At 49.1% G+C, this 18,001-nt stretch carries 15 protein-coding genes and 1 tRNA gene; 7 read left to right on the plus strand and 9 right to left on the minus strand.

Features of this window, described 5'->3' with window-relative positions:
- Positions 1 to 32 precede the first annotated feature (32 nt).
- Positions 33 to 866, plus strand: coding sequence for a signal peptide peptidase SppA (gene sppA / locus SYNPCCP_RS11680; RefSeq protein ID WP_010873435.1), 834 nt, complete (start codon positions 33 to 35; stop codon positions 864 to 866).
- 65 nt (positions 867 to 931) lie between these two features.
- Here the strand turns inward: sppA and SYNPCCP_RS11685 are convergent, their stop codons facing one another.
- On the minus strand, positions 932 to 3,589 hold the full coding sequence (locus SYNPCCP_RS11685; protein WP_010873436.1) for a transglycosylase domain-containing protein: 2,658 nt from the start codon (positions 3,587 to 3,589) through the stop codon (positions 932 to 934).
- Between the two features lie 226 nt (positions 3,590 to 3,815).
- A tRNA-Ser gene (locus tag SYNPCCP_RS11690) sits at positions 3,816 to 3,900 on the minus strand.
- Positions 3,901 to 4,125: 225 nt separating this feature from the next.
- On the opposite strand from SYNPCCP_RS11690, the gene guaA reads away from it, so the two are divergent.
- Positions 4,126 to 5,754: a glutamine-hydrolyzing GMP synthase gene (gene guaA, locus SYNPCCP_RS11695; RefSeq protein WP_010873437.1), complete on the plus strand. Its 1,629-nt coding sequence runs from the start codon at positions 4,126 to 4,128 to the stop codon at positions 5,752 to 5,754.
- Positions 5,755 to 5,841: 87 nt separating this feature from the next.
- Positions 5,842 to 7,116, plus strand: coding sequence for a DNA cytosine methyltransferase (locus SYNPCCP_RS11700; protein ID WP_010873438.1), 1,275 nt, complete (start codon positions 5,842 to 5,844; stop codon positions 7,114 to 7,116).
- On the opposite strand, the gene SYNPCCP_RS11705 is transcribed toward SYNPCCP_RS11700, so the two are convergent.
- Positions 7,093 to 8,073: an undecaprenyl-diphosphate phosphatase gene (locus SYNPCCP_RS11705; protein ID WP_010873439.1), complete on the minus strand. Its 981-nt coding sequence runs from the start codon at positions 8,071 to 8,073 to the stop codon at positions 7,093 to 7,095. The genes SYNPCCP_RS11700 and SYNPCCP_RS11705 overlap by 24 nt on opposite strands.
- A 114-nt stretch (positions 8,074 to 8,187) precedes the next feature.
- Between SYNPCCP_RS11705 and cobU the strand changes: the two genes are divergently transcribed.
- From cobU to SYNPCCP_RS11720, 3 genes are all read left to right on the plus strand, one after another.
- Positions 8,188 to 8,745 (plus strand): bifunctional adenosylcobinamide kinase/adenosylcobinamide-phosphate guanylyltransferase, encoded by a 558-nt coding sequence (cobU, locus tag SYNPCCP_RS11710; protein WP_010873440.1) that lies wholly within the window; start codon positions 8,188 to 8,190, stop codon positions 8,743 to 8,745.
- Between the two features lie 127 nt (positions 8,746 to 8,872).
- Positions 8,873 to 9,295 (plus strand): hypothetical protein, encoded by a 423-nt coding sequence (locus SYNPCCP_RS11715; RefSeq protein ID WP_010873441.1) that lies wholly within the window; start codon positions 8,873 to 8,875, stop codon positions 9,293 to 9,295.
- Positions 9,296 to 9,533: 238 nt separating this feature from the next.
- Positions 9,534 to 9,725, plus strand: coding sequence for a hypothetical protein (locus SYNPCCP_RS11720; RefSeq protein ID WP_010873442.1), 192 nt, complete (start codon positions 9,534 to 9,536; stop codon positions 9,723 to 9,725).
- A 258-nt stretch (positions 9,726 to 9,983) separates the two neighbouring features.
- Here SYNPCCP_RS11720 and SYNPCCP_RS11725 read toward each other — a convergent pair whose 3' ends face one another.
- From SYNPCCP_RS11725 to SYNPCCP_RS11735, 3 genes are all read right to left on the minus strand, one after another.
- Positions 9,984 to 11,006 carry a long-chain acyl-[acyl-carrier-protein] reductase gene (locus tag SYNPCCP_RS11725; protein WP_010873443.1) on the minus strand — a complete coding sequence of 341 codons (1,023 nt, stop codon included), beginning with the start codon at positions 11,004 to 11,006 and terminating at the stop codon, positions 9,984 to 9,986.
- A 218-nt stretch (positions 11,007 to 11,224) separates the two neighbouring features.
- Positions 11,225 to 11,920, minus strand: coding sequence for an aldehyde oxygenase (deformylating) (locus SYNPCCP_RS11730; protein ID WP_010873444.1), 696 nt, complete (start codon positions 11,918 to 11,920; stop codon positions 11,225 to 11,227).
- A 257-nt stretch (positions 11,921 to 12,177) separates the two neighbouring features.
- Positions 12,178 to 13,275, minus strand: coding sequence for a glucose-1-phosphate thymidylyltransferase (locus SYNPCCP_RS11735; protein ID WP_014407137.1), 1,098 nt, complete (start codon positions 13,273 to 13,275; stop codon positions 12,178 to 12,180).
- A gap of 241 nt (positions 13,276 to 13,516) precedes the next feature.
- Here SYNPCCP_RS11735 and glyS point away from each other — a divergent pair, with 241 nt between their 5' ends.
- Positions 13,517 to 15,685: a glycine--tRNA ligase subunit beta gene (gene glyS, locus SYNPCCP_RS11740; RefSeq protein WP_010873446.1), complete on the plus strand. Its 2,169-nt coding sequence runs from the start codon at positions 13,517 to 13,519 to the stop codon at positions 15,683 to 15,685.
- 175 nt (positions 15,686 to 15,860) lie between these two features.
- On the opposite strand, the gene SYNPCCP_RS11745 is transcribed toward glyS, so the two are convergent.
- The 3 genes from SYNPCCP_RS11745 to trmFO all read right to left on the minus strand — a co-directional run bounded on the left by SYNPCCP_RS11745 (position 15,861) and on the right by trmFO (position 17,895).
- A complete protein-coding gene (locus SYNPCCP_RS11745) occupies positions 15,861 to 16,238 on the minus strand; it encodes a type II toxin-antitoxin system VapC family toxin (protein ID WP_010873447.1) in 378 nt (125 codons plus the stop codon).
- Positions 16,239 to 16,460, minus strand: coding sequence for a DUF2281 domain-containing protein (locus SYNPCCP_RS11750; protein ID WP_010873448.1), 222 nt, complete (start codon positions 16,458 to 16,460; stop codon positions 16,239 to 16,241).
- Positions 16,461 to 16,524: 64 nt separating this feature from the next.
- Positions 16,525 to 17,895, minus strand: a complete 1,371-nt coding sequence (gene trmFO / locus SYNPCCP_RS11755; RefSeq protein WP_010873449.1) for an FADH(2)-oxidizing methylenetetrahydrofolate--tRNA-(uracil(54)-C(5))-methyltransferase TrmFO — start codon at positions 17,893 to 17,895, stop codon at positions 16,525 to 16,527.
- Positions 17,896 to 18,001: the final 106 nt, after the last annotated feature.

An 18,001-nucleotide genomic window follows, 5' to 3' on the forward strand; every position in this document is an offset into this window, starting at 1 on the left:
TGTTTTGTAATTCCTTTTTGTTAGTAAAATTTATGATTTGGCCCTTCAAAACCAGCACCCGTAAAAAGATTGCCCGCATTGAAGTGACCGGGGCGATCGCCAGTGGAACCCGCAAAGCAGTATTGAAGGCTCTAAAGACGGTGGAAGAAAAAAAATATCCCGCCCTATTGGTCCGCATCGATTCCCCTGGGGGCACAGTGGTGGATTCCCAGGAAATTTACACTAAATTGAAGCAATTAAGCGAAAAGATCAAAGTTGTGGCCAGTTTTGGTAACATTTCTGCTTCTGGAGGTGTGTACATTGCCATGGGTTGTCCCCACATCATGGCGAACTCTGGCACCATCACCGGCAGTATTGGCGTAATTTTACGGGGCAATAACCTGGAAAGATTACTAGAGAAAGTGGGAGTTTCTTTTAAAGTGATTAAATCCGGGCCCTACAAAGACATTTTGTCCTTTGACCGGGAATTGCTGCCGGAGGAACAGTCTATTTTGCAGGCTTTGATTGACGACAGCTACGGGCAATTTGTCTCCACGGTGGCGGCGGGGCGCAATTTGGCAGTGGAAAAAGTCAAAGAATTTGCCGACGGAAGAATTTTCACCGGGCAACAGGCTCTGGAATTGGGTTTAGTCGATCGCCTGGGCACGGAGGAAGATGCAAGGCAATGGGCCGCTACTTTGGCGGGCTTGGATCCAGACAAAGTAGAACTGGATACCATTGAAGACCCCAAACCTTTAGTCAGAAGACTCACCGGTGGTGATAGTCAACTACAGACCATGGCCGATAACCTTGGTTTGACGGAAAGCCTAAAATGGTGCGAGTTTGAGCTTTCCACCAGTGGTCAACCCCTCTGGCTTTATCGATGAATGGGGTAAATTTATGTCTCAACTTTGCGGAGTGACTAAACCACGCCCATATAGTTAGTCGCTAGTTACTCAGATTTACGGGCAGCAGGGGGAGCGGGTAATCCGGCATTAGCATCGGCGGGGGCGGCTGCAGGAGCAGCAACTGGGGCCGGAGCACTGACTGCCCTAGGGGGAGCTGAGGGTGCAGAAGCTGGAGCACTAGTCCTAGCAGTTTGGATATTACTGGGGCGGGCGGCATCGGTCTGGGTACGGCGATGACGGCGGGGTCGCTCAGTGGTGTTCTGACCGTCTGTTTCCGGTGAGCTAGGAGGAGCAAGGGTTTTGACCCGACGCTTAATGGGTTCGGCTTTAATGCTGGGTTTACGTTGGTCGAGATTTTTGGGCAGGGCAGGGAAGGATTGCACCGGCATCCCCTTGGTGGCGTCCCGCATAAATTGTCCCCAAACCATGGCGGCGGTGGTGCTGGCTCCATTGGTGGGGCGACTATTGTCGTTGCCTAACCACACCCCGGTGACCAGTTGGGGAATATAACCAATAAACCAAAGATCCTTTGCTTCATCCGATGTACCGGTTTTTCCTGCTACTTGGCGATCGCCTAATTGAGCGGGGCGACCAGTACCGGAAGTGACGACCCGACGCATCATGGAAGTGAGGATGGCATTGCTTTCGGGATCTAGGGCTTGGGTTTGTTTATGTTCTGCCTTGTACACCACTTCCCCTTGAGCGTTGACCACATTTTGGATGGCGTAGGGTTGCACATGGGTACCCTTATTGGCAAAGGTACCGTAGGCACTGGTCATTTCCAACGGGGTCATTTCCCAAGCGCCTAAAGCGAGGGAATAGGTAGGTTCCAGCTTGGAAGTAATCCCCATTTGTCGGGCCAAATTGATGACTGGATTCCAGCCCACATCCAGCAGTAAGCGCACCGCCACCACATTGACAGAACTGGTGAGAGCATCCGTCAGGGACATGTTGCCGCCAGTATAGCGATCGCCATAGTTGGCCGGTTGGTAGCCGCCAATGTCAATGGGCACATTAAGGTAACTTTTGTTGGGGGAAATGCCGGAGGCGATCGCCGCTCCGTACAGAATGGGTTTAAAAGTTGATCCTGGTTGTCGTTTGGCTTGGGTCACTCGGTTAAACTGACTGGCATCGTAGTCTTTGCCACCCACCATCATTTTGATGGCCCCGGTGCGGGGATCCATGGCCACCATGGCCCCTTCAGAAAACCGCTGCCAACGGCCGTATCTTTTCACCGCATCGCTGAGAACAGTTTGGGCTTCCTCTTGCCATTGTTGATTGAGGGTAGTGTTCACAGTTAATCCCCCCTGTTGCAGTTCTTCTTCCGGTAATTTGGCCCGCAACTCATCCAAAATATAGTCAGCAAAAAATTCCGCCTCCCGGTTAAAGCGCTTCAGGGGACTGGGGTTGATTACTAAGGGTTCGGCGATCGCCGCCTGGGCCTCTGCGGGGGTAATAAAACCCACTTCTGCCATGCGGTTCAACACTTCATTACGGCGACGGGTAGCTAGCTCCAAATTTTGTCGGGGGGAATAAACACTGGGGGCTGGTACTACTCCCGCTAAAGTGGCCGCCTCCCCTAGGGTCAACTCTTCCGGAGTCTTGCTGAAATAGGCATGGGCCGCATCTGCTACCCCGTAGGCCCCAGAGCCCAGATAGATCAAGTTTAGATAGCGTTCCAAAATTTGATCTTTGGGTAAGGCAGTCTCAATTTTTTGAGCCAATCGCACCTCCTTCAATTTCCTGGCTAGGGTGCGGTCTTGGGTAAGAAACACGAGGCGGGCTAACTGTTGGGTAATGGTACTGCCTCCTTGCATTACGCCCCCGGATTGCACATTGGACAGGGACGCCCGCATAATGCCCTGGAGATCAATGCCCCGGTGTTCCCGGAAGCGACTATCTTCACTGGCAACGAATGCCTGCTCCACTAGGGGCGGAATTTCCCCCATGGTGACTTTATCGTGGCTGACATTACCAATTTCCTGGAGAATGGCCCCATTGGCCGCCTTGATGGTCATGGTTCCCCTAGGGGCATAGGTGACCACATCGGCGATCGCCACCTGGGTCATGGTTTCCAACTGGTAAAAGCCCCAGGCCAAAGCGGAAGTTCCCATGCCGGCCCCCAAGCCAAAACCAAATACCAACCAAAATCGAGGCTGTTGAGTTAATTGGGAAACCGATCGCCCAACGTTTTTTAGTCCGGTGACCAAAGCAAGGGGCGTTTTGGGCGCAGACTGTTTATGTTTACCCCTTTTGCGGCGGCGACGGCGGCGGCTCCCCCTCTCCAATGTATTGTCGGCAGAGGATAGGGGAACGGACGTAACTTGCTCAGCAGTGACGGTAGATGCCCCAGGTTCACTACCATTACCATTGCTTTTGTTTTGCTCCGCTGCTGCTGCTCCATTGGCTGAGCTATGGTGTTGAACGTTTTGAATATTAATGGCTGTAACCATTTCCCTGCCCCTGCCATAACCCGGTTCCAGTTCGGCGGCATCGCCATCCCCAGGGAAAATTAACCCATCATCGCCATCGACAGAATTTTGCGCTTCAGACTCAAGATGTTGTGCAACCTGTGCAACGGGGAGAGTCTTTTCCTCGATCGCCGAAGATTTAACCTCTTCCTCCACTTCCAATGTGTTCGCTAACTGGTGGAGAAAGTTGACGGTAGAGCGCTTAAGTTTGCGGGAGAAGGATTTAAACACGGCGGTGGATAGGCACGGGAAGGCCGAATTTGGTTAAAAAGGACAAACCTAACAGCTAAATAGCTTCGCCGACAAGCCCTTTCCTAATGTATCTCCTACCATTATGTCAAGGAAAATTTCAGTAAGGGCAAATCTAAAGTGCAGATTAGGGACTGGAGAAACAGTCCTGGCCAATCCTAACTAAGCTATGGAATCAACGGTTAGCTTTTCCAGTTTAATTCTGATACGGAGAGGGGGGGATTCGAACCCCCGTTGAGTTGCCCCAAAACAGATTTCGAGTCTGCCGCATTCAACCGCTCTGCCACCTCTCCAGGGAATTCTTGAGAAGGATTTCTGCAATTTTCCGCCCCCATCTTAGCGCAGATTTGCCGTGGGTTATTCTGGGCTTCAGGTATTGGGGTAGAATACGGGGATTGTTGACGACCATGGCCTTGCCGTCAGTTAGACCCAGAAACGACACCACGAATCTAGTCTCTCTGAGGTGTGCCTGGGGATTCGCCCTCACCTCCAGTATAAATTCCTGACTGCCGATCGCCGTGACTACCCAAATCCCCGTTCCCCCCGTTGTAAGCGACCAGGCTCTGCCGGACCGCATATCCGATCGCCTCAAGGGGCAGATCATCGTTATTTTAGACTTTGGCTCCCAGTATTCGGAACTAATTGCCCGACGCATCCGGGAAACTGAAGTTTATTCCGAAGTTTTGTCCTACCGCACCACGGCGCAACAGTTGCGGGAAATTAAGCCCAAAGGCATTATCCTTTCCGGTGGCCCCAATTCCGTTTACGACCAGGGGGCTCCCGAGTGTGACCCAGAAATTTTTCAGTTAGGCGTTCCTGTGTTGGGAGTCTGCTATGGCATGCAACTGATGGTTAAACAGTTGGGCGGCCGGGTGGAGCGGGCCAAGCGGGGGGAATATGGCAAAGCGAGTCTGCACATCGACGACCCCACTGATTTGCTCACCAATGTAGAAAACGACAGTACCATGTGGATGAGCCATGGGGATTCCTGTGTGGATCTGCCGACGGGCTTTGAAATCCTCGCCCACACGGACAATACTCCCTGTGCAGCGATCGCCGATCATCAAAAGGCTTTGTTTGGGGTACAGTTTCACCCGGAAGTGGTGCATTCTGTGGGGGGCATTGCCCTCATCCGCAACTTTGTCTATCACATTTGCCACTGTGAACCCACTTGGACCACCGCCGCTTTCATTGAAGAATCCATTCGGGAAGTCCGTTCCCAAGTAGGTGATCGCCGAGTTTTATTAGCCCTTTCCGGTGGGGTAGACTCATCCACTTTGGCTTTTCTGCTCCATCGGGCGATCGGGGATAACCTCACCTGTATGTTCATTGACCAAGGTTTCATGCGTAAAGGGGAGCCGGAAAGGTTAGTGGAACTATTTGATCACCAGTTTCATATCCCGGTCCAATACGTCAACGCCCGCGACCGTTTCCTCAAGCAACTGGAAGGAGTAACGGACCCAGAGGAAAAACGTCGGCTGATTGGGCACGAATTTATCCAGGTATTTGAAGAAGAGTCCAACCGTCTTGGGCCCTTTGATTACTTGGCCCAGGGAACCCTTTATCCCGACGTAATCGAATCGGCTGATAGTAACGTGGACCCGAAAACCGGCGAACGGGTGGCGGTAAAAATTAAAAGTCACCACAACGTCGGAGGTTTACCCAAAAATCTCCGCTTTAAACTGGTGGAACCCCTCCGCAAACTATTCAAAGACGAAGTAAGAAAATTAGGTCGCTCCATTGGTTTACCAGAAGAAATTGTCCGTCGTCATCCTTTCCCTGGCCCTGGCCTAGCCATTCGTATCATTGGCGAAGTTACCTCAGAGCGGCTTAATATTTTGCGGGATGCGGACTTCATTGTGCGGGACGAAATTTCCAAACGGGGTATTTACCATGACTATTGGCAAGCTTTTGCTGTACTGTTACCCATCCGCAGCGTGGGGGTAATGGGGGACAAACGCACCTATGCTCACCCCGTTGTTCTACGCTTTATCACCAGTGAAGACGGTATGACCGCCGATTGGGCCCGGGTTCCCTACGATATTCTCGAAGCCATTTCCAACCGCATTGTCAACGAAGTTAAGGGGGTTAACCGGGTAGTTTATGACATCACGTCCAAGCCCCCTGGCACTATCGAGTGGGAATGATCAGAACAATGGGGAAGACATAAATAAATTCCCCAATTTTTAAGCAACGAAGTCAAATTTAAGCGCTAGAAGAAAACCAGAAAAACCATGGCCAGACCCATTGCCATCGACTTGTTTGCGGGCTGTGGTGGCATGTCCTTGGGTTTAGAAGCCGCTGGATTTGATATTGCCGCCGCGGTGGAATTTGATGCAGTGCATTGTTTGGTCCATCATCATAATTTTCCCTATGGTGTTACTATCTGTCGGGATATTGCTCTGGTAAGTGCGGGCGAAATTCTAAGAAAGTTAAATAATAAAGGTTATTCAAGCGATATAGACCTGATTGCTGGAGGCCCTCCCTGTCAAGGCTTTTCCCTCATGGGTAAAAGGCAGTTGGATGATCCTCGTAACTCCTTGGTGTTTGAATATGTGCGAATGATTCGGGATCTCAAACCCAAATATTTTTTATTTGAAAATGTTCCCGGTATGCGATCGGGGCAACATAAAAAATTTTTAGAGGAATTAGTTAGGGAATTTGAAACCATTGGTTACCACATCGAAAAACCAATTTTAGTGCTAGATGCGTCCCTCTATGGTGCTCCCCAAAAACGAAAAAGGTTGATTATTCTCGGCTCCAGAAAAGATGTCAAGCCTGTCACCTATCCCCTTCCACTCTATTTTGACGTTGCTGAATTAAAACAAAGTAATTGTTCTGAAAAATCAGTTTCTAACATAGCTTATAAACCGCCATTTACCTGTGGAGAAGCCATTGATGATCTAGTTGACCATACACCCTATGCAGTAGGAGAAGACCAAGGTATTCCATCAGAATTATTGGATTATTCAGCCCTGAGAAAAAGTTATGCCATCCATGCAAATGGAGCATTTTCCCTCTGCCATAAGCGCCAAGTTAATAATTTAGTTTATGGCCATATTGGTTCTCAACATACTGAAAAATCAATGAAAAGATTTGCGGATACTGTCCCTGGAACGGTGGAAAGAACCAGTCGCTTTCTGCGGCTATCAAAAACTGGTTTATGTAATACCCTGAGGGCCGGCACTGCTAGTGATAAGGGTGCTTATACCGCCCCTAGGCCAATACACTACGCCTTACCTAGATGTATAACTGTGAGAGAAGCGGCCAGACTCCATACCTATCCGGATTGGTTTCAGTTCCACAACACCATCTGGCACGGCTTTCGGGAAATTGGTAACTCCGTCGTACCTTTGCTGGCTAAGGTTTTGGGAGAACAGGTTATGGCCGCATTGAATTGTTCTGTTGAGGATTTGCCGGTTTATGAACTGGAGCCCCAAGACCGAACATTACTACATTACAATTTGCCCCAGGCTAGTCGATATTTATGTGCCAAATCCCATTCCTAAAGCAGTTAGAATTACCACTCCAAAAATTAGACGGTACCAAACAAAAATCCAGGTGCTACGTTTTTGCAAAAATTTGATCAGCCAGGCGATCGCCAGATAGGAAAAAACAGCAGAGGAAATGGTGCCAACAATGAGGGGGAGGATTGCATCGTTACTGAGATTTTTGTCCAGTAGACCCTTTAATTCCACTAGACCAGCGATAGTAATGGCCGGGATGCCCAGCAGAAAAGAAAAACGGGCAGCGGCGGCCCGCTCTAGATTGATAAATAAACCAGCAGTTAAGGTCGAGCCGGAACGGGATACTCCGGGAATCAGGGCTAGGGCTTGGGCGGTGCCCATAATTAACCCATCCTGCCAGCGTAATTTTTCAAAGGGACGGCGATGGGTGCCCAATTTTTCTGCCAGGGCTAGCAATAGGGCCATGACAATGGAGGCGATCGCAATGGTGCTCAAACTGCGGAAGAAGGAATTGTCCAAGTCTTGCACTAACAGTTTCATTAATAGTCCAAAGAAAACAATGGGAATGGTGCCCAAACCAATACCCAGACCTAATTTAAATTCGAGGGAATCGTATTGGCGAGTTTGCACAGCTTTGATAATGCCCTTAGCAATGCCGGTTAAATCTTCCCAGAAGTACCAAAATACGGCTCCAATGCTACCCAATTGAATAACGGCGGTGAACGCCACCCCTGGATCGCCCCAACCTAAAGCCATGGGCACTGCTTTTAAATGGGCTGTACTACTAATGGGTAGAAATTCCGTTGCCCCCTGAATAAAGCCCAACACAAAGGCTTGGAACAGATTAATGGATATGCCATTAGATATTACCCCCGTCTCCACTGCCTCGCTGGGAAGGATGGGCTGGGCCACTGCAATCCCCCAAGCTTGATGATAAACAACGGCGATCGCCACACTGAGACTAAAGGCACTGAGAAAATTTAATTGGCGGGGGGACATTAACTGTCGATGATAATCGGGACTCAAAGATCCTAGCCTATAGTGGCAGAGCAATTTCTTGAAACGTTTTTAAACTGTCCCCTAGAATTGTGATCGCCCCACCGTTGCAACTCCATGGCTTTTCCTATCCTCGTCACCGGCCCCAGTCGTTCAGGTAAAAGTGAATGGGCCGAACATCTTGCAGCGCAAAACCATCCATCCGTTATCTACATTGCCACTGGCAAGGAAAATGCCGCGGACGTAGACTGGCAAAATCGCATTCAACAACATCGCGATCGCCGTCCGTCCCATTGGCAAACGTTATGCGTAGACCAGAATTTGACTGACACTCTAGAAACCCTACCGGCGGGAAGTTGTGCCTTAGTGGACTCCCTGGGAGGGTGGGTAGCCAATACCCTAGAGCTATCTCCAGAGCAATGGCAAACTAAACAAAGGGAATTGATCACTTTTGCGACACAGGGGCAAAATACTCCCATAACTATTATCTTTGTGGCCGAAGAAACGGGGTGGGGGGTGATTCCAGTCTATGCCTTAGGACGCATTTTTCGGGACCGTTTGGGCGCCCTCACTCGTCAACTGGGGGGACTTTGTGGTCAAGTTTACCTCGTGACCGGCGGTTATGCAGTGGATTTGCGCCGATGGGGAGAACCCCTACCGCCACCAAGGGATTGATGAGCAAAACTGAAGTAATCATTAAGTTGTTGTAAACAAATATCAGTCCCCACTCAGGAATCGTTAACATGGAGGCCAGCCGCACAGCAGGAGGAAACTTCTGGATTTTTCAGGAGTATTATTCACCATGGCAGACGCCATTGAAGTTAAAAATTATCTAGGTCACTGGTTTCAGCTTGGCCGGGCAGTAATCTTTCCCAAAAGTAATGAGGTCGTTTTACCCAGTCCGATTTTTGCTGGCCAACGATTCTCCCGAGCCTTCGAAGATTGTTGGCAACGCATCCTCACTAGTCGGGAAGATTGTTATCTAGAAGGGACGGAACAAACCCTCCAAAGCCTACTTAGCGGTGATTGGGAAATTATCAGTTGTGCCCGCTGTGCGTTGCCGGTGCCCCTGTCCCACAGTCAAATTCCCAATTCTCTTTGTCCTTGTGTTGAGGTGGAATCCTGGCCGAATTTGGAGTTACCATTGCCCCGCCTACCGGCCAATCAAGTTTGCACCCTAAGAAAAGTTCAGGAGCGGCTGATCCGACAGGAGGAGGGAGACTGACCAATGTTCACATGGACAATGTGTTTGCTGTTCGATCGCCTTTGAGTAGACTGGGGGACACTGGCTGGGCTAGAAATTTTCCAGCATCGACAAAAGTGAATGGATGCCCGAGAATCACAGGCAAAATCTGCCTGGGCACTGCTTCAAAACCGTAGAAAAGGTTAAATTACCGGATTTTTGATTGCCAAGGCTGGCCAATAGATTAGAATGTAACGGAAAGGTTTACATTTTGTTACATATGTTGGTGCCCATTCTCATTTTTGATGTGGCTTTGGTGGCCTGGTCCCTCCACCTTATGCAACAGGCGATCGAAGAGCAGGAATTTTCTTTGATGCTGGCCGGAACTCTCGTAGCAGCAGCGGCGGCCGCCACATTGGTGGTTTATTTTCTCATGGGCCATTGTTTATCTCAATTGAGCCAGACTCTTTGACCAGCAGCATTGAGCTTTGATAATTGGTTGTCAAATTAGTCTTTGATTCAAAAGTTTACCTAAGACAGTCCCTCTTTGAGCTAGCCCAGCAGTTTTAGGCACGAATCCTCTGAATTCACCCATTTATAAAGTCTCTAGGAAGGCAGGAATATTTTAGATTAAGCAGATATCTTCTATGGAAAGCACGGGGAAATATTGACTACTGGCCACTGTTTCAGACCTTGTTCACCAGCTCCACACACGCCCTATCCTGTCGGCCTAAAGAGCTACTAAAGGGCAAAAGCCATGCTTGACAGAAGCTTCACCAATCGCCTCCATTTTATTAACGGAAATTTGGTTGCGGCCCCAGGAAAAATTAGTGCGCCAGCCCTCAAACTCTAGCAAAATGGCCTCCGCAAAACAGGCGAACATTTGCCGGGAGGGAATATCCATCTCCACAATCTTCATAATTTCCCAGGTAATATCAAGGGAATGTTCTACAATCCCCCCCTTGAGAATATGCACCCCATCCGCTTTCACCCTGGTGTCTAAATTCTTGGGATAGCCCCCATCCACAATCAAACAGGGCTTTTTCAGCATTTCCCCCGCAATTTCTACCCCCTTGGGCATACTAGCCACCCAAACAATAATATCTGCCTGGGGCAGGGCTGTTTCCAAATCCATAATTTTGCCCCGACCCAATTCCTCTTGGAGATTTTCCAATCTTTGGCGGTTACGGGCAATTAGCAATAATTCCTTAACTTGATGTTTGCTATCTAACCAACGACATACGGCGCTACCAATATCTCCCGTGGCGCCACAAACCGCTACCGTTGCCTGACTTAGATCAATACCCAACTGTTTAGCTCCAGACTCGACCTGACGGCAGATCACATAAGCGGTGTGGGTATTACCAGTGGTGAACCGCTGAAAATCTAGTTCCACATTGCGGACTTGATTATTTTGCTTGAGGTTAAATTCTTCAAATACGATTGAAGAAAAGCCTCCCAGGGCCGTAATATCCAAGCCCACCTTTTGGGCCAGGGCCATAGCATTGAGGATTTTACGAATGGCCGCTTTGATCCGCCGTTGGGTTAACATTTCCGGCAAAAAGCAAGACTCCACATATTTGCCTTCAATCACCTGCCCCGTCACACTTTTCACCTGAAAATTATCAACCACTTGGGGAGGAGCCGAACACCAAAAATCCAGGCCTTGGTTGGCGTACTCAGGATAGCCTAAATCTTCAGCAACCGCTTGGGCGTGTTCTAAACTCGTGAGATGACCAATAAGACCAAACATTGATAATAGTCAGAATAAATAGGGGAAGGTATCGCTTTCCGCTCAGTTAACGACTCCGATCGCCATAAAGCTTTACACAGTATGGCACAATTTGACGAACTTCCCGTTGGCATGGGCCAGCTTCCTAAAAGCACTCCAGAATAGGGAAAAACCCACAGATCCTAAGAAGCTTGGGATTTGTGGGCTCATGAAATAGTTGAAGATATTTCTAGCCGGGACTAGACTCCGGCCAAACCGTAGGAAGACATACGCATAATTTCCCTGGTGCTGAAGCCGATGTTACTGAGGGCTTCGCCGTAGCTGATCATAAAATCTTCCACTAGGGCTTCTTTTTCCATGCCCAATACCTTGGCGTCCCCCTGCACTTGGTTGAGCATTTTCCACACTAAGGGTAGGTTTTCTTTGTTGGCCTGCTCCAGTTCTTCCTTAGCGGTGGCAAAGTTGGCCTTTAGCCATTCTTCCCCGTAGTTGAGGTGGGTGTATTCGTCCTTGACTACGCCCTCAGTGATTTTCCGAGCAAAGTCGTCCGCCACAGGGATATATATGTTATAGGCGGCGATCGCAAAAGCTTCGATAATCAAAGCCTGGATCAATAAACAGGTAACAACTTTCCCTTCGCTAAAAGCGTGCTGGAAATTGCCATGGAGACCGGCGAAAAATTCCTGGGCATAGGGCATATCAGGGTTCACTTGGAGGTTGTTGCCACAGGCTTGGAAACCTTTTTTATGGCGGTTTTCCATTTTGGCCAAGCGGGTCAACTCTTCTTTGTCTTCCGGCAAGAGTTCCGCCATCTGGAGGTAGTTGCTGTAGGCTTCCTGTTCGCCTTCAATGACAATGGCGTTGATGCGGCTATAGGCGTCTTTGTAAATTTCGCTGGAATAGTCAAATTCGGTGCGGACAGCAAGCTCGGGCATAGGGGCGTTGGACTCCTGTGGATGGACGGTTAAAAGGTCGATGAAGACCAGAGAATCAAAGTAAAGAAAGGTTAAGAAATTAACCCCCGGTTGTCTTTATAATACAGACTCTAAATTAATGCAAATCCCGGAGGATCATAGCGGTCTAACCATAGGGAACACCTATCCAGTTGATTTAGTAATCTACATGGCCAGATCTGCTGCGATTTGAGTTGGCACCATTCTAGCAAAACTAGTCTAAGTTGCTGGGGGGGAGGTTAGTCCTGGGGATAGGAAGAGGGTCCAATTAGTTCCACTTGGGAATCATTACCAATCAGGAAGCGCAAAGCCTGGGGACGGCGGGGAGCGGGAAAAATTTTGGCGTTTTTGCCGATGACACTATCGACAATTCTTTGTTGGATGGCCACAATGCTAGCTCCTTGGAGCACGACACTATGTTCAAGATCTGCATCCCTGATTTTAACTCCCTCGGCAATACTGCTATAGGGACCGATGAAGCAGTTTTCCAGATGACAGTTGGGGCCGATCGCCACGGGGCCACGGATGACGCTGTTGATAATTTGACTGTGGGGGCCAATGGTTACCCGACCGGAGATTTTGCTTTGATCGTCTACGGTGCCTTGGATGTTTTTTTCCACTAGGGTATCGAGGATAATCTGATTGGCGGCCAGCAGGTCGTCTTTCTTACCGGTGTCGAGCCACCATCCTTTTAGTTGTAGGGATTCCACCCGATAATCATGGCTGATCAGATATTGAATTGCATCGGTGATTTCTAGTTCTCCCCGGGCAGAGGGCTCAATGTTGGCGATCGCCTGGTGAATGGTCGGGGCAAAAAAGTAAAGTCCCACTAGGGCCAAGTTGGAAGGGGGATGCTCTGGTTTTTCCACTAGGGCTAAAACTTTGCCTTGGTCATTAACGGTGGCCACCCCAAAGGCGCTGGGATTGGACACTCGCCGCAGTAGAATCAAGGAATCGAGGGATTTAGCCTGAAAATGGGCGAGGAATTGCTCTAGGTGGTCTTGAATTAGGTTATCGCCTAAATACATCACAAAAGGGGAATCTTGGAGAAAGTCTGCCGCCGTTTTCACTGCATGGGCCAACCCCAATGGTTCGGATTGCAAAATATAGGTAATCTGGATACCGAACTTTTCTCCGTTGCCGGTGATAGTTTTAATTTCCTCTCCCGTTTCTGGGCTAATAATAATGCCAATGTCGGTAATGCCAGCTTTGGCGATCGCCTCAATGCCATACCAGAGGATTGGTTTGTTAGCCACAGGCACCAACTGCTTAGCCCCGGTGTAGGTGAGGGGACGCAAGCGAGTTCCTTTGCCACCGGAGAGAATGAGAGCCTTCATAAAAATCTTGATAGCGGTTATGTTGTTGGGTCTAGGGTTCAGTGAACAGTTATCAGTAAGCAGGAATCGGTCAACACTGACCATTAAAACCTAATCGAGAAATGATGGCGTAAGCATCTGCCCGTAAATTGACTGATTTCGTGTCATCATCAAAAATCTCTATGCCCCATCTCAACTTGCCTGATATGTTTATTGGTGGTGGCTTTTGCCTTCCCTAACCGACCCATTGCTCCCTTGCCCTATGCCCCTGCAAACCTTTCTATTTGAAATTGGAACTGAAGAATTACCCGCCGATTTTGTTCGCAGTGCGATCACCCAGTGGCAAGGGTTAATTCCCCCAGGTTTGGCGGCGGAGTTTTTACAACCGGAGTCGGTGGAAATTTACGGCACGCCCCGGCGCTTGGCGGTGTTGATCAAAGGCTTACCAGAATGCCAGCCCGATCGCCTGGAGGAAATTAAGGGTCCTCCGGCCAGTGCCGCTTTCAAAGACGGGCAACCCACCCCGGCCGCCTTGGGCTTTGCCAAAAAACAGGGGGTCAACCCGGAGGATTTTGAGATCCGCTCCACCCCCAAAGGGGACTTTATTTTTGTCAATAAGCAATTACAGGGCCAAGCTAGCCGGGATTTGTTGCCCAAGCTGGCCCTAAGCTGGCTCAAGGCTTTGGACGGTCGAAGGTTTATGCGTTGGGGAGATGGGGATTGGCGTTTTCCCCGCCCCATTCGTTGGTTAGTTTGTCTGTTGGATGACCAAGTTTTACCCCTACAAATTGACAATGGCTCCACTACCCTAGTAGGCGATCGCCTTTCCCGGGGGCACCGCATTTTGCACCCAGCAGACGTCAGCTTAGAGCATGGTCAGAATTATTTGGCCCAGTTAAAAACGGCCGGGGTTGTAGTAGATCCCCAAGAACGGCGGGCCATGATTGAACAACAAATCACCACCCAAGCGGCCACCCTAGAAGGCGAAGCAATTATCTATGAGGATTTGCTTGATGAGGTGGAACAGTTGGTGGAATATCCCACAGCGGTATTGGGCAAGTTTGATCAGGAATTCCTCAGCTTACCCAGGGAAGTGACTACCACGGTTATGGTTACCCATCAACGCTATTTTCCCGTGGTGGACAAAGATGGAAGGCTATTGCCCCATTTCATCACCATTGCCAACGGTGATCCCAGCAAAGGAGACATTATTGCCGCCGGAAATGGCCGGGTCATTCGGGCCCGCTTAGCCGATGCCAAATTTTTCTATCAAGCCGACTGTGACGATAGCCTCGATAGTTACCTGCCCCAACTAGAAACGGTTACCTTCCAAGAAGAGTTGGGCACCATGCGAGACAAGGTGGACCGCATTATGGAAATGGCCGCGGCGATCGCCGACCAGTTGGGAGTAACAGAGCAACAACGGGGAGAAATCGATAGTACCGCCATGCTGTGTAAAGCGGATTTGGTCACCCAAATGGTGTATGAATTTCCCGAACTACAGGGCATTATGGGGGAAAAATATGCCCTCGTTAGTGGTGAATCGGCAGCGGTGGCCCAGGGCATTGTGGAGCATTACCTCCCCCGGCACCAGGATGATGATTTACCCCAAGGCTTACCGGGTCAAGTGGTGGGCATGGCCGATCGCCTGGATACTCTGGTGAGTATTTTTGGGTTGGGTTTATTACCTACCGGATCTTCCGATCCCTTTGCCCTGCGGCGGGCCGCCAATGCGGTGATTAATGTAGCCTGGGCAGCGAGTTTAGAAATTAATTTGCTGGAATTGTTGACCCAGGGCTGCCGGGATTTTGTTACTTCCCACCCCGATAAAACCTCTCCCCTGCAAGCGTTAAAGACGTTTTTTCTGCAAAGATTACAAACCCTACTTCAGGACGAACAGGGCATTGATTATGATCTAGTCAACGCCGTATTGGGCAATGGGGAGACAAACTGCGACGAGGCTCAAAGTAGATTACATGATCGCCTGTTAGCAGATTTACAGGATGTCAAAGAAAGGGCTCAATATCTGCAAGAATTGCGAGATAACGGTCATTTAGACGCAATTTATCCCACTGTGAACCGTTCTGCCAAGCTAGCTAGTAAAGGCACTTTGCCAACGGACCAATTAGACCCCCGTCCAGTGATTCAAGCGCCCCAACTAGTCCAGGATTCAGAAAAAGCAGTTTACCAAGCATTGCTGGCCATTTATCCCAAAGCGGTAGAAGTACAAGAAAGCCGTGACTATGAAACCTTGGTAAATGCACTACACGAGCTTGCCCCCACCGTGGCGGAATTTTTCGACGGGCCGGATAGCGTATTGGTGATGGCAGAAAACGATGAATTACGGCAAAATCGCCTTAATTTACTCGGTTTAATCCGCAACTATGCTCTGATCCTCGGAGACTTCGGGGCAATTGTTAAAGGCATTTAAGAGCCTGTTTTAAATGTCCTCCTGGCCTCCAATTTGGGGGGAAACTGAGTGAAAGTCCCCCAGTATTGCCGGAGCTTTAGTGAAGAGATTTAGGGGGCTGAACAAAACTGCTAAACACGTTCTAAGCAATAAGGTTCAAGGAATGAAAATGACTCATACAAACAGGTTATTGTTCTCATTCCCAGATTAAATTAACGTTGTATTTTTTGAAATTTTCGTCTTTGCTAATGACGGAAAAATTATGTTGCTGAGCCTGGGCAATAATCATACGGTCAAAAGGATCTCGATGATGCAAGGGCAAATTGCGACAAGCTTCCAAATGTTGCCATGTGATGTTCAAAACCGAAATATTGAGATCAGCAAGTAAATTCTCTAGATCAGTAAAAGCGTAATTAAGCCTTAGTTTGTTGATGTTGAGTTTAATGGCAATCTCCCAGAGAGATACAATGCTGACATAAACTTTTGGCTTGGCTTCAATCAAACTCTTGAGATGTGATGGTAGTTTTATATCATTATCTAAAAACCACAAAAGCGTGTGGGTGTCCAGTAGCATTTACATATACTCCTGCATTTCTTCCAAAGGAGCATCAAAGTCATCTGCCATCCAAATTTTCCCCTTTAGAACACCTGCTTGACGATATTTTTTTTGTCCATCATTGGTTACTGGACTGACTGGTGGTTGCTTAGTCAGCAGAAATTCGACAAAGTGTTCTACTTCAATTTTCATGGCATCGGGGAGAGCATTGATCTTTTCTAGTAGGGCGGTGTCTGTCATGGGATTGCTCCTTAATTTTGACTTTGTATCGATTCTAAGCTGACTTTTTTGGTAGTTGCCATCCCTAAACTCGACAGGTTGCTAGACTTTTGATGCTAGTTTGCCAGGTTGTTAAATCAGCCAAAGCTCGATCCCGATATTGACCGTAACGTTCTTGCTTATTACGAATCCGCTGGGGCAATTCCGGTAAAATTCCAAAATTGGGCGGCATGGGCTGGAAATGTTTGGGGGAAGCGGAACTGATGAAGTTAAATAAAGCTCCCATCATGGTGGTGGCCGGCAATGTGAGCAAAGGTAAACCCAACGCCAACCGGGCCGCATTGGTGCCCGCTAACCATCCCCCGGCTGTGGCAGCGGCATAACCCTCCGTTCCCACTAACTGCCCCGCCGCAAATAAAGTCTGGCGATCGCCGAAATGGAGACTAGCGGTCAGAAGTTGGGGGGAATTAATAAAAGTATTGCGGTGCATTACCCCCATGCGAACAAACTCAGCGTTTTCCAAACCGGGAATCAAGCGGAAAACCCGTCCCTGTTCTCCCCAGCGTAAATTGGTCTGAAAACCCACCATATTCCACAATTGTCCTGCCTTATCTTCCTGGCGCAATTGCACCACTGCATAGGGCTTTTTCTCCTTGTTAGCAGGATCTCGAAAATCCCCCAAACGGGCATCAAATAGACCAACGGGCTTTAGGGGGCCGTAACGCATGGTGTCTTCCCCCCGCTGGGCCAACTCTTCTATGGGTAAACATCCCTCAAAAAACTTAGCTGTTTCTCGGTCAAAGTCCTTCAGGGGAGCTTGTTCGGCCTCACACAATGCCTGCCAAAAATTGAAATATTGCTCTCGGTTAAAGGGGCAGTTGAGATAGGCCGCCTCCCCTTTGTCATAACGGGAAGCAAAAAAAGCTACTTCTTTATTGATGGAATCCCCCACCACAATGGGACTGGCCGCATCGAAAAAGCTTAGGTATTCCATGCCGGTGAATTGTTGCAAATCCTCCGTTAGCGCTGGGCTAGTGAGGGGTCCCGTAGTCAGCACCGTAATACCTTCCCTGGGAATTTCCGTTACTTCCCCCCGCCGTAATTCCACCAGGGGATGGCTGGCCACTTGCTCTGTCAAAGACCGGCTAAAAATTCCCCGGTCCACCGCCAAAGCACCCCCAGCTGGCACTGCATGGCGATCCGCTGTGGTAATAATGAGAGAACTCAACTGCCGTAATTCTGTTTGCAAAAGTCCCGCTGCCCGATCGCCAGCTTTGGCCCCAAAGGAATTGCTACAGACCAACTCCGCCAAATCCTCACTGTGGTGGGCTGGACTCAGACGTTCGGGGCGCATTTCCGTCAAAATAACTGGAACTCCTGCTTGGGCAATTTGCCAGGCGGCCTCCGTACCCGCTAAGCCTCCACCGATAACATGGATGGGCGTTAAAGTGGTCATAGGGAACTTTGAAAATTCAAAAATAGTTAGAGACTAACATTTTAAAGCAGGGGACAGTCTACCGCCCAAGGAGAAGGCCCCATCTCCTGAAGAATGGAATTTTCCT

The organism is Synechocystis sp. PCC 6803 substr. PCC-P, assembly GCF_000284455.1.
GTDB lineage: Bacteria > Cyanobacteriota > Cyanobacteriia > Cyanobacteriales > Microcystaceae > Synechocystis.

Bases quoted from the DNA above. Each gene is read 5' to 3' on its own strand.
- sppA (WP_010873435.1), top strand. From the start codon at position 33: ATGATTTGGCCCTTCAAAACCAGCACCCGTAAAAAGATTGCCCGCATT.
- SYNPCCP_RS11700 (WP_010873438.1), top strand. From the start codon at position 5,842: ATGGCCAGACCCATTGCCATCGACTTGTTTGCGGGCTGTGGTGGCATG.
- SYNPCCP_RS11705 (WP_010873439.1), bottom strand. From the start codon at position 8,073: ATGTCCCCCCGCCAATTAAATTTTCTCAGTGCCTTTAGTCTCAGTGTG.
- cobU (WP_010873440.1), top strand. From the start codon at position 8,188: ATGGCTTTTCCTATCCTCGTCACCGGCCCCAGTCGTTCAGGTAAAAGT.
- SYNPCCP_RS11715 (WP_010873441.1), top strand. From the start codon at position 8,873: ATGGCAGACGCCATTGAAGTTAAAAATTATCTAGGTCACTGGTTTCAG.
- SYNPCCP_RS11720 (WP_010873442.1), top strand. From the start codon at position 9,534: ATGTTGGTGCCCATTCTCATTTTTGATGTGGCTTTGGTGGCCTGGTCC.
- SYNPCCP_RS11725 (WP_010873443.1), bottom strand. From the start codon at position 11,006: ATGTTTGGTCTTATTGGTCATCTCACGAGTTTAGAACACGCCCAAGCG.
- SYNPCCP_RS11730 (WP_010873444.1), bottom strand. From the start codon at position 11,920: ATGCCCGAGCTTGCTGTCCGCACCGAATTTGACTATTCCAGCGAAATT.
- SYNPCCP_RS11735 (WP_014407137.1), bottom strand. From the start codon at position 13,275: ATGAAGGCTCTCATTCTCTCCGGTGGCAAAGGAACTCGCTTGCGTCCC.
- glyS (WP_010873446.1), top strand. From the start codon at position 13,517: ATGCCCCTGCAAACCTTTCTATTTGAAATTGGAACTGAAGAATTACCC.
- SYNPCCP_RS11745 (WP_010873447.1), bottom strand. From the start codon at position 16,238: ATGCTACTGGACACCCACACGCTTTTGTGGTTTTTAGATAATGATATA.
- SYNPCCP_RS11750 (WP_010873448.1), bottom strand. From the start codon at position 16,460: ATGACAGACACCGCCCTACTAGAAAAGATCAATGCTCTCCCCGATGCC.
- trmFO (WP_010873449.1), bottom strand. From the start codon at position 17,895: ATGACCACTTTAACGCCCATCCATGTTATCGGTGGAGGCTTAGCGGGT.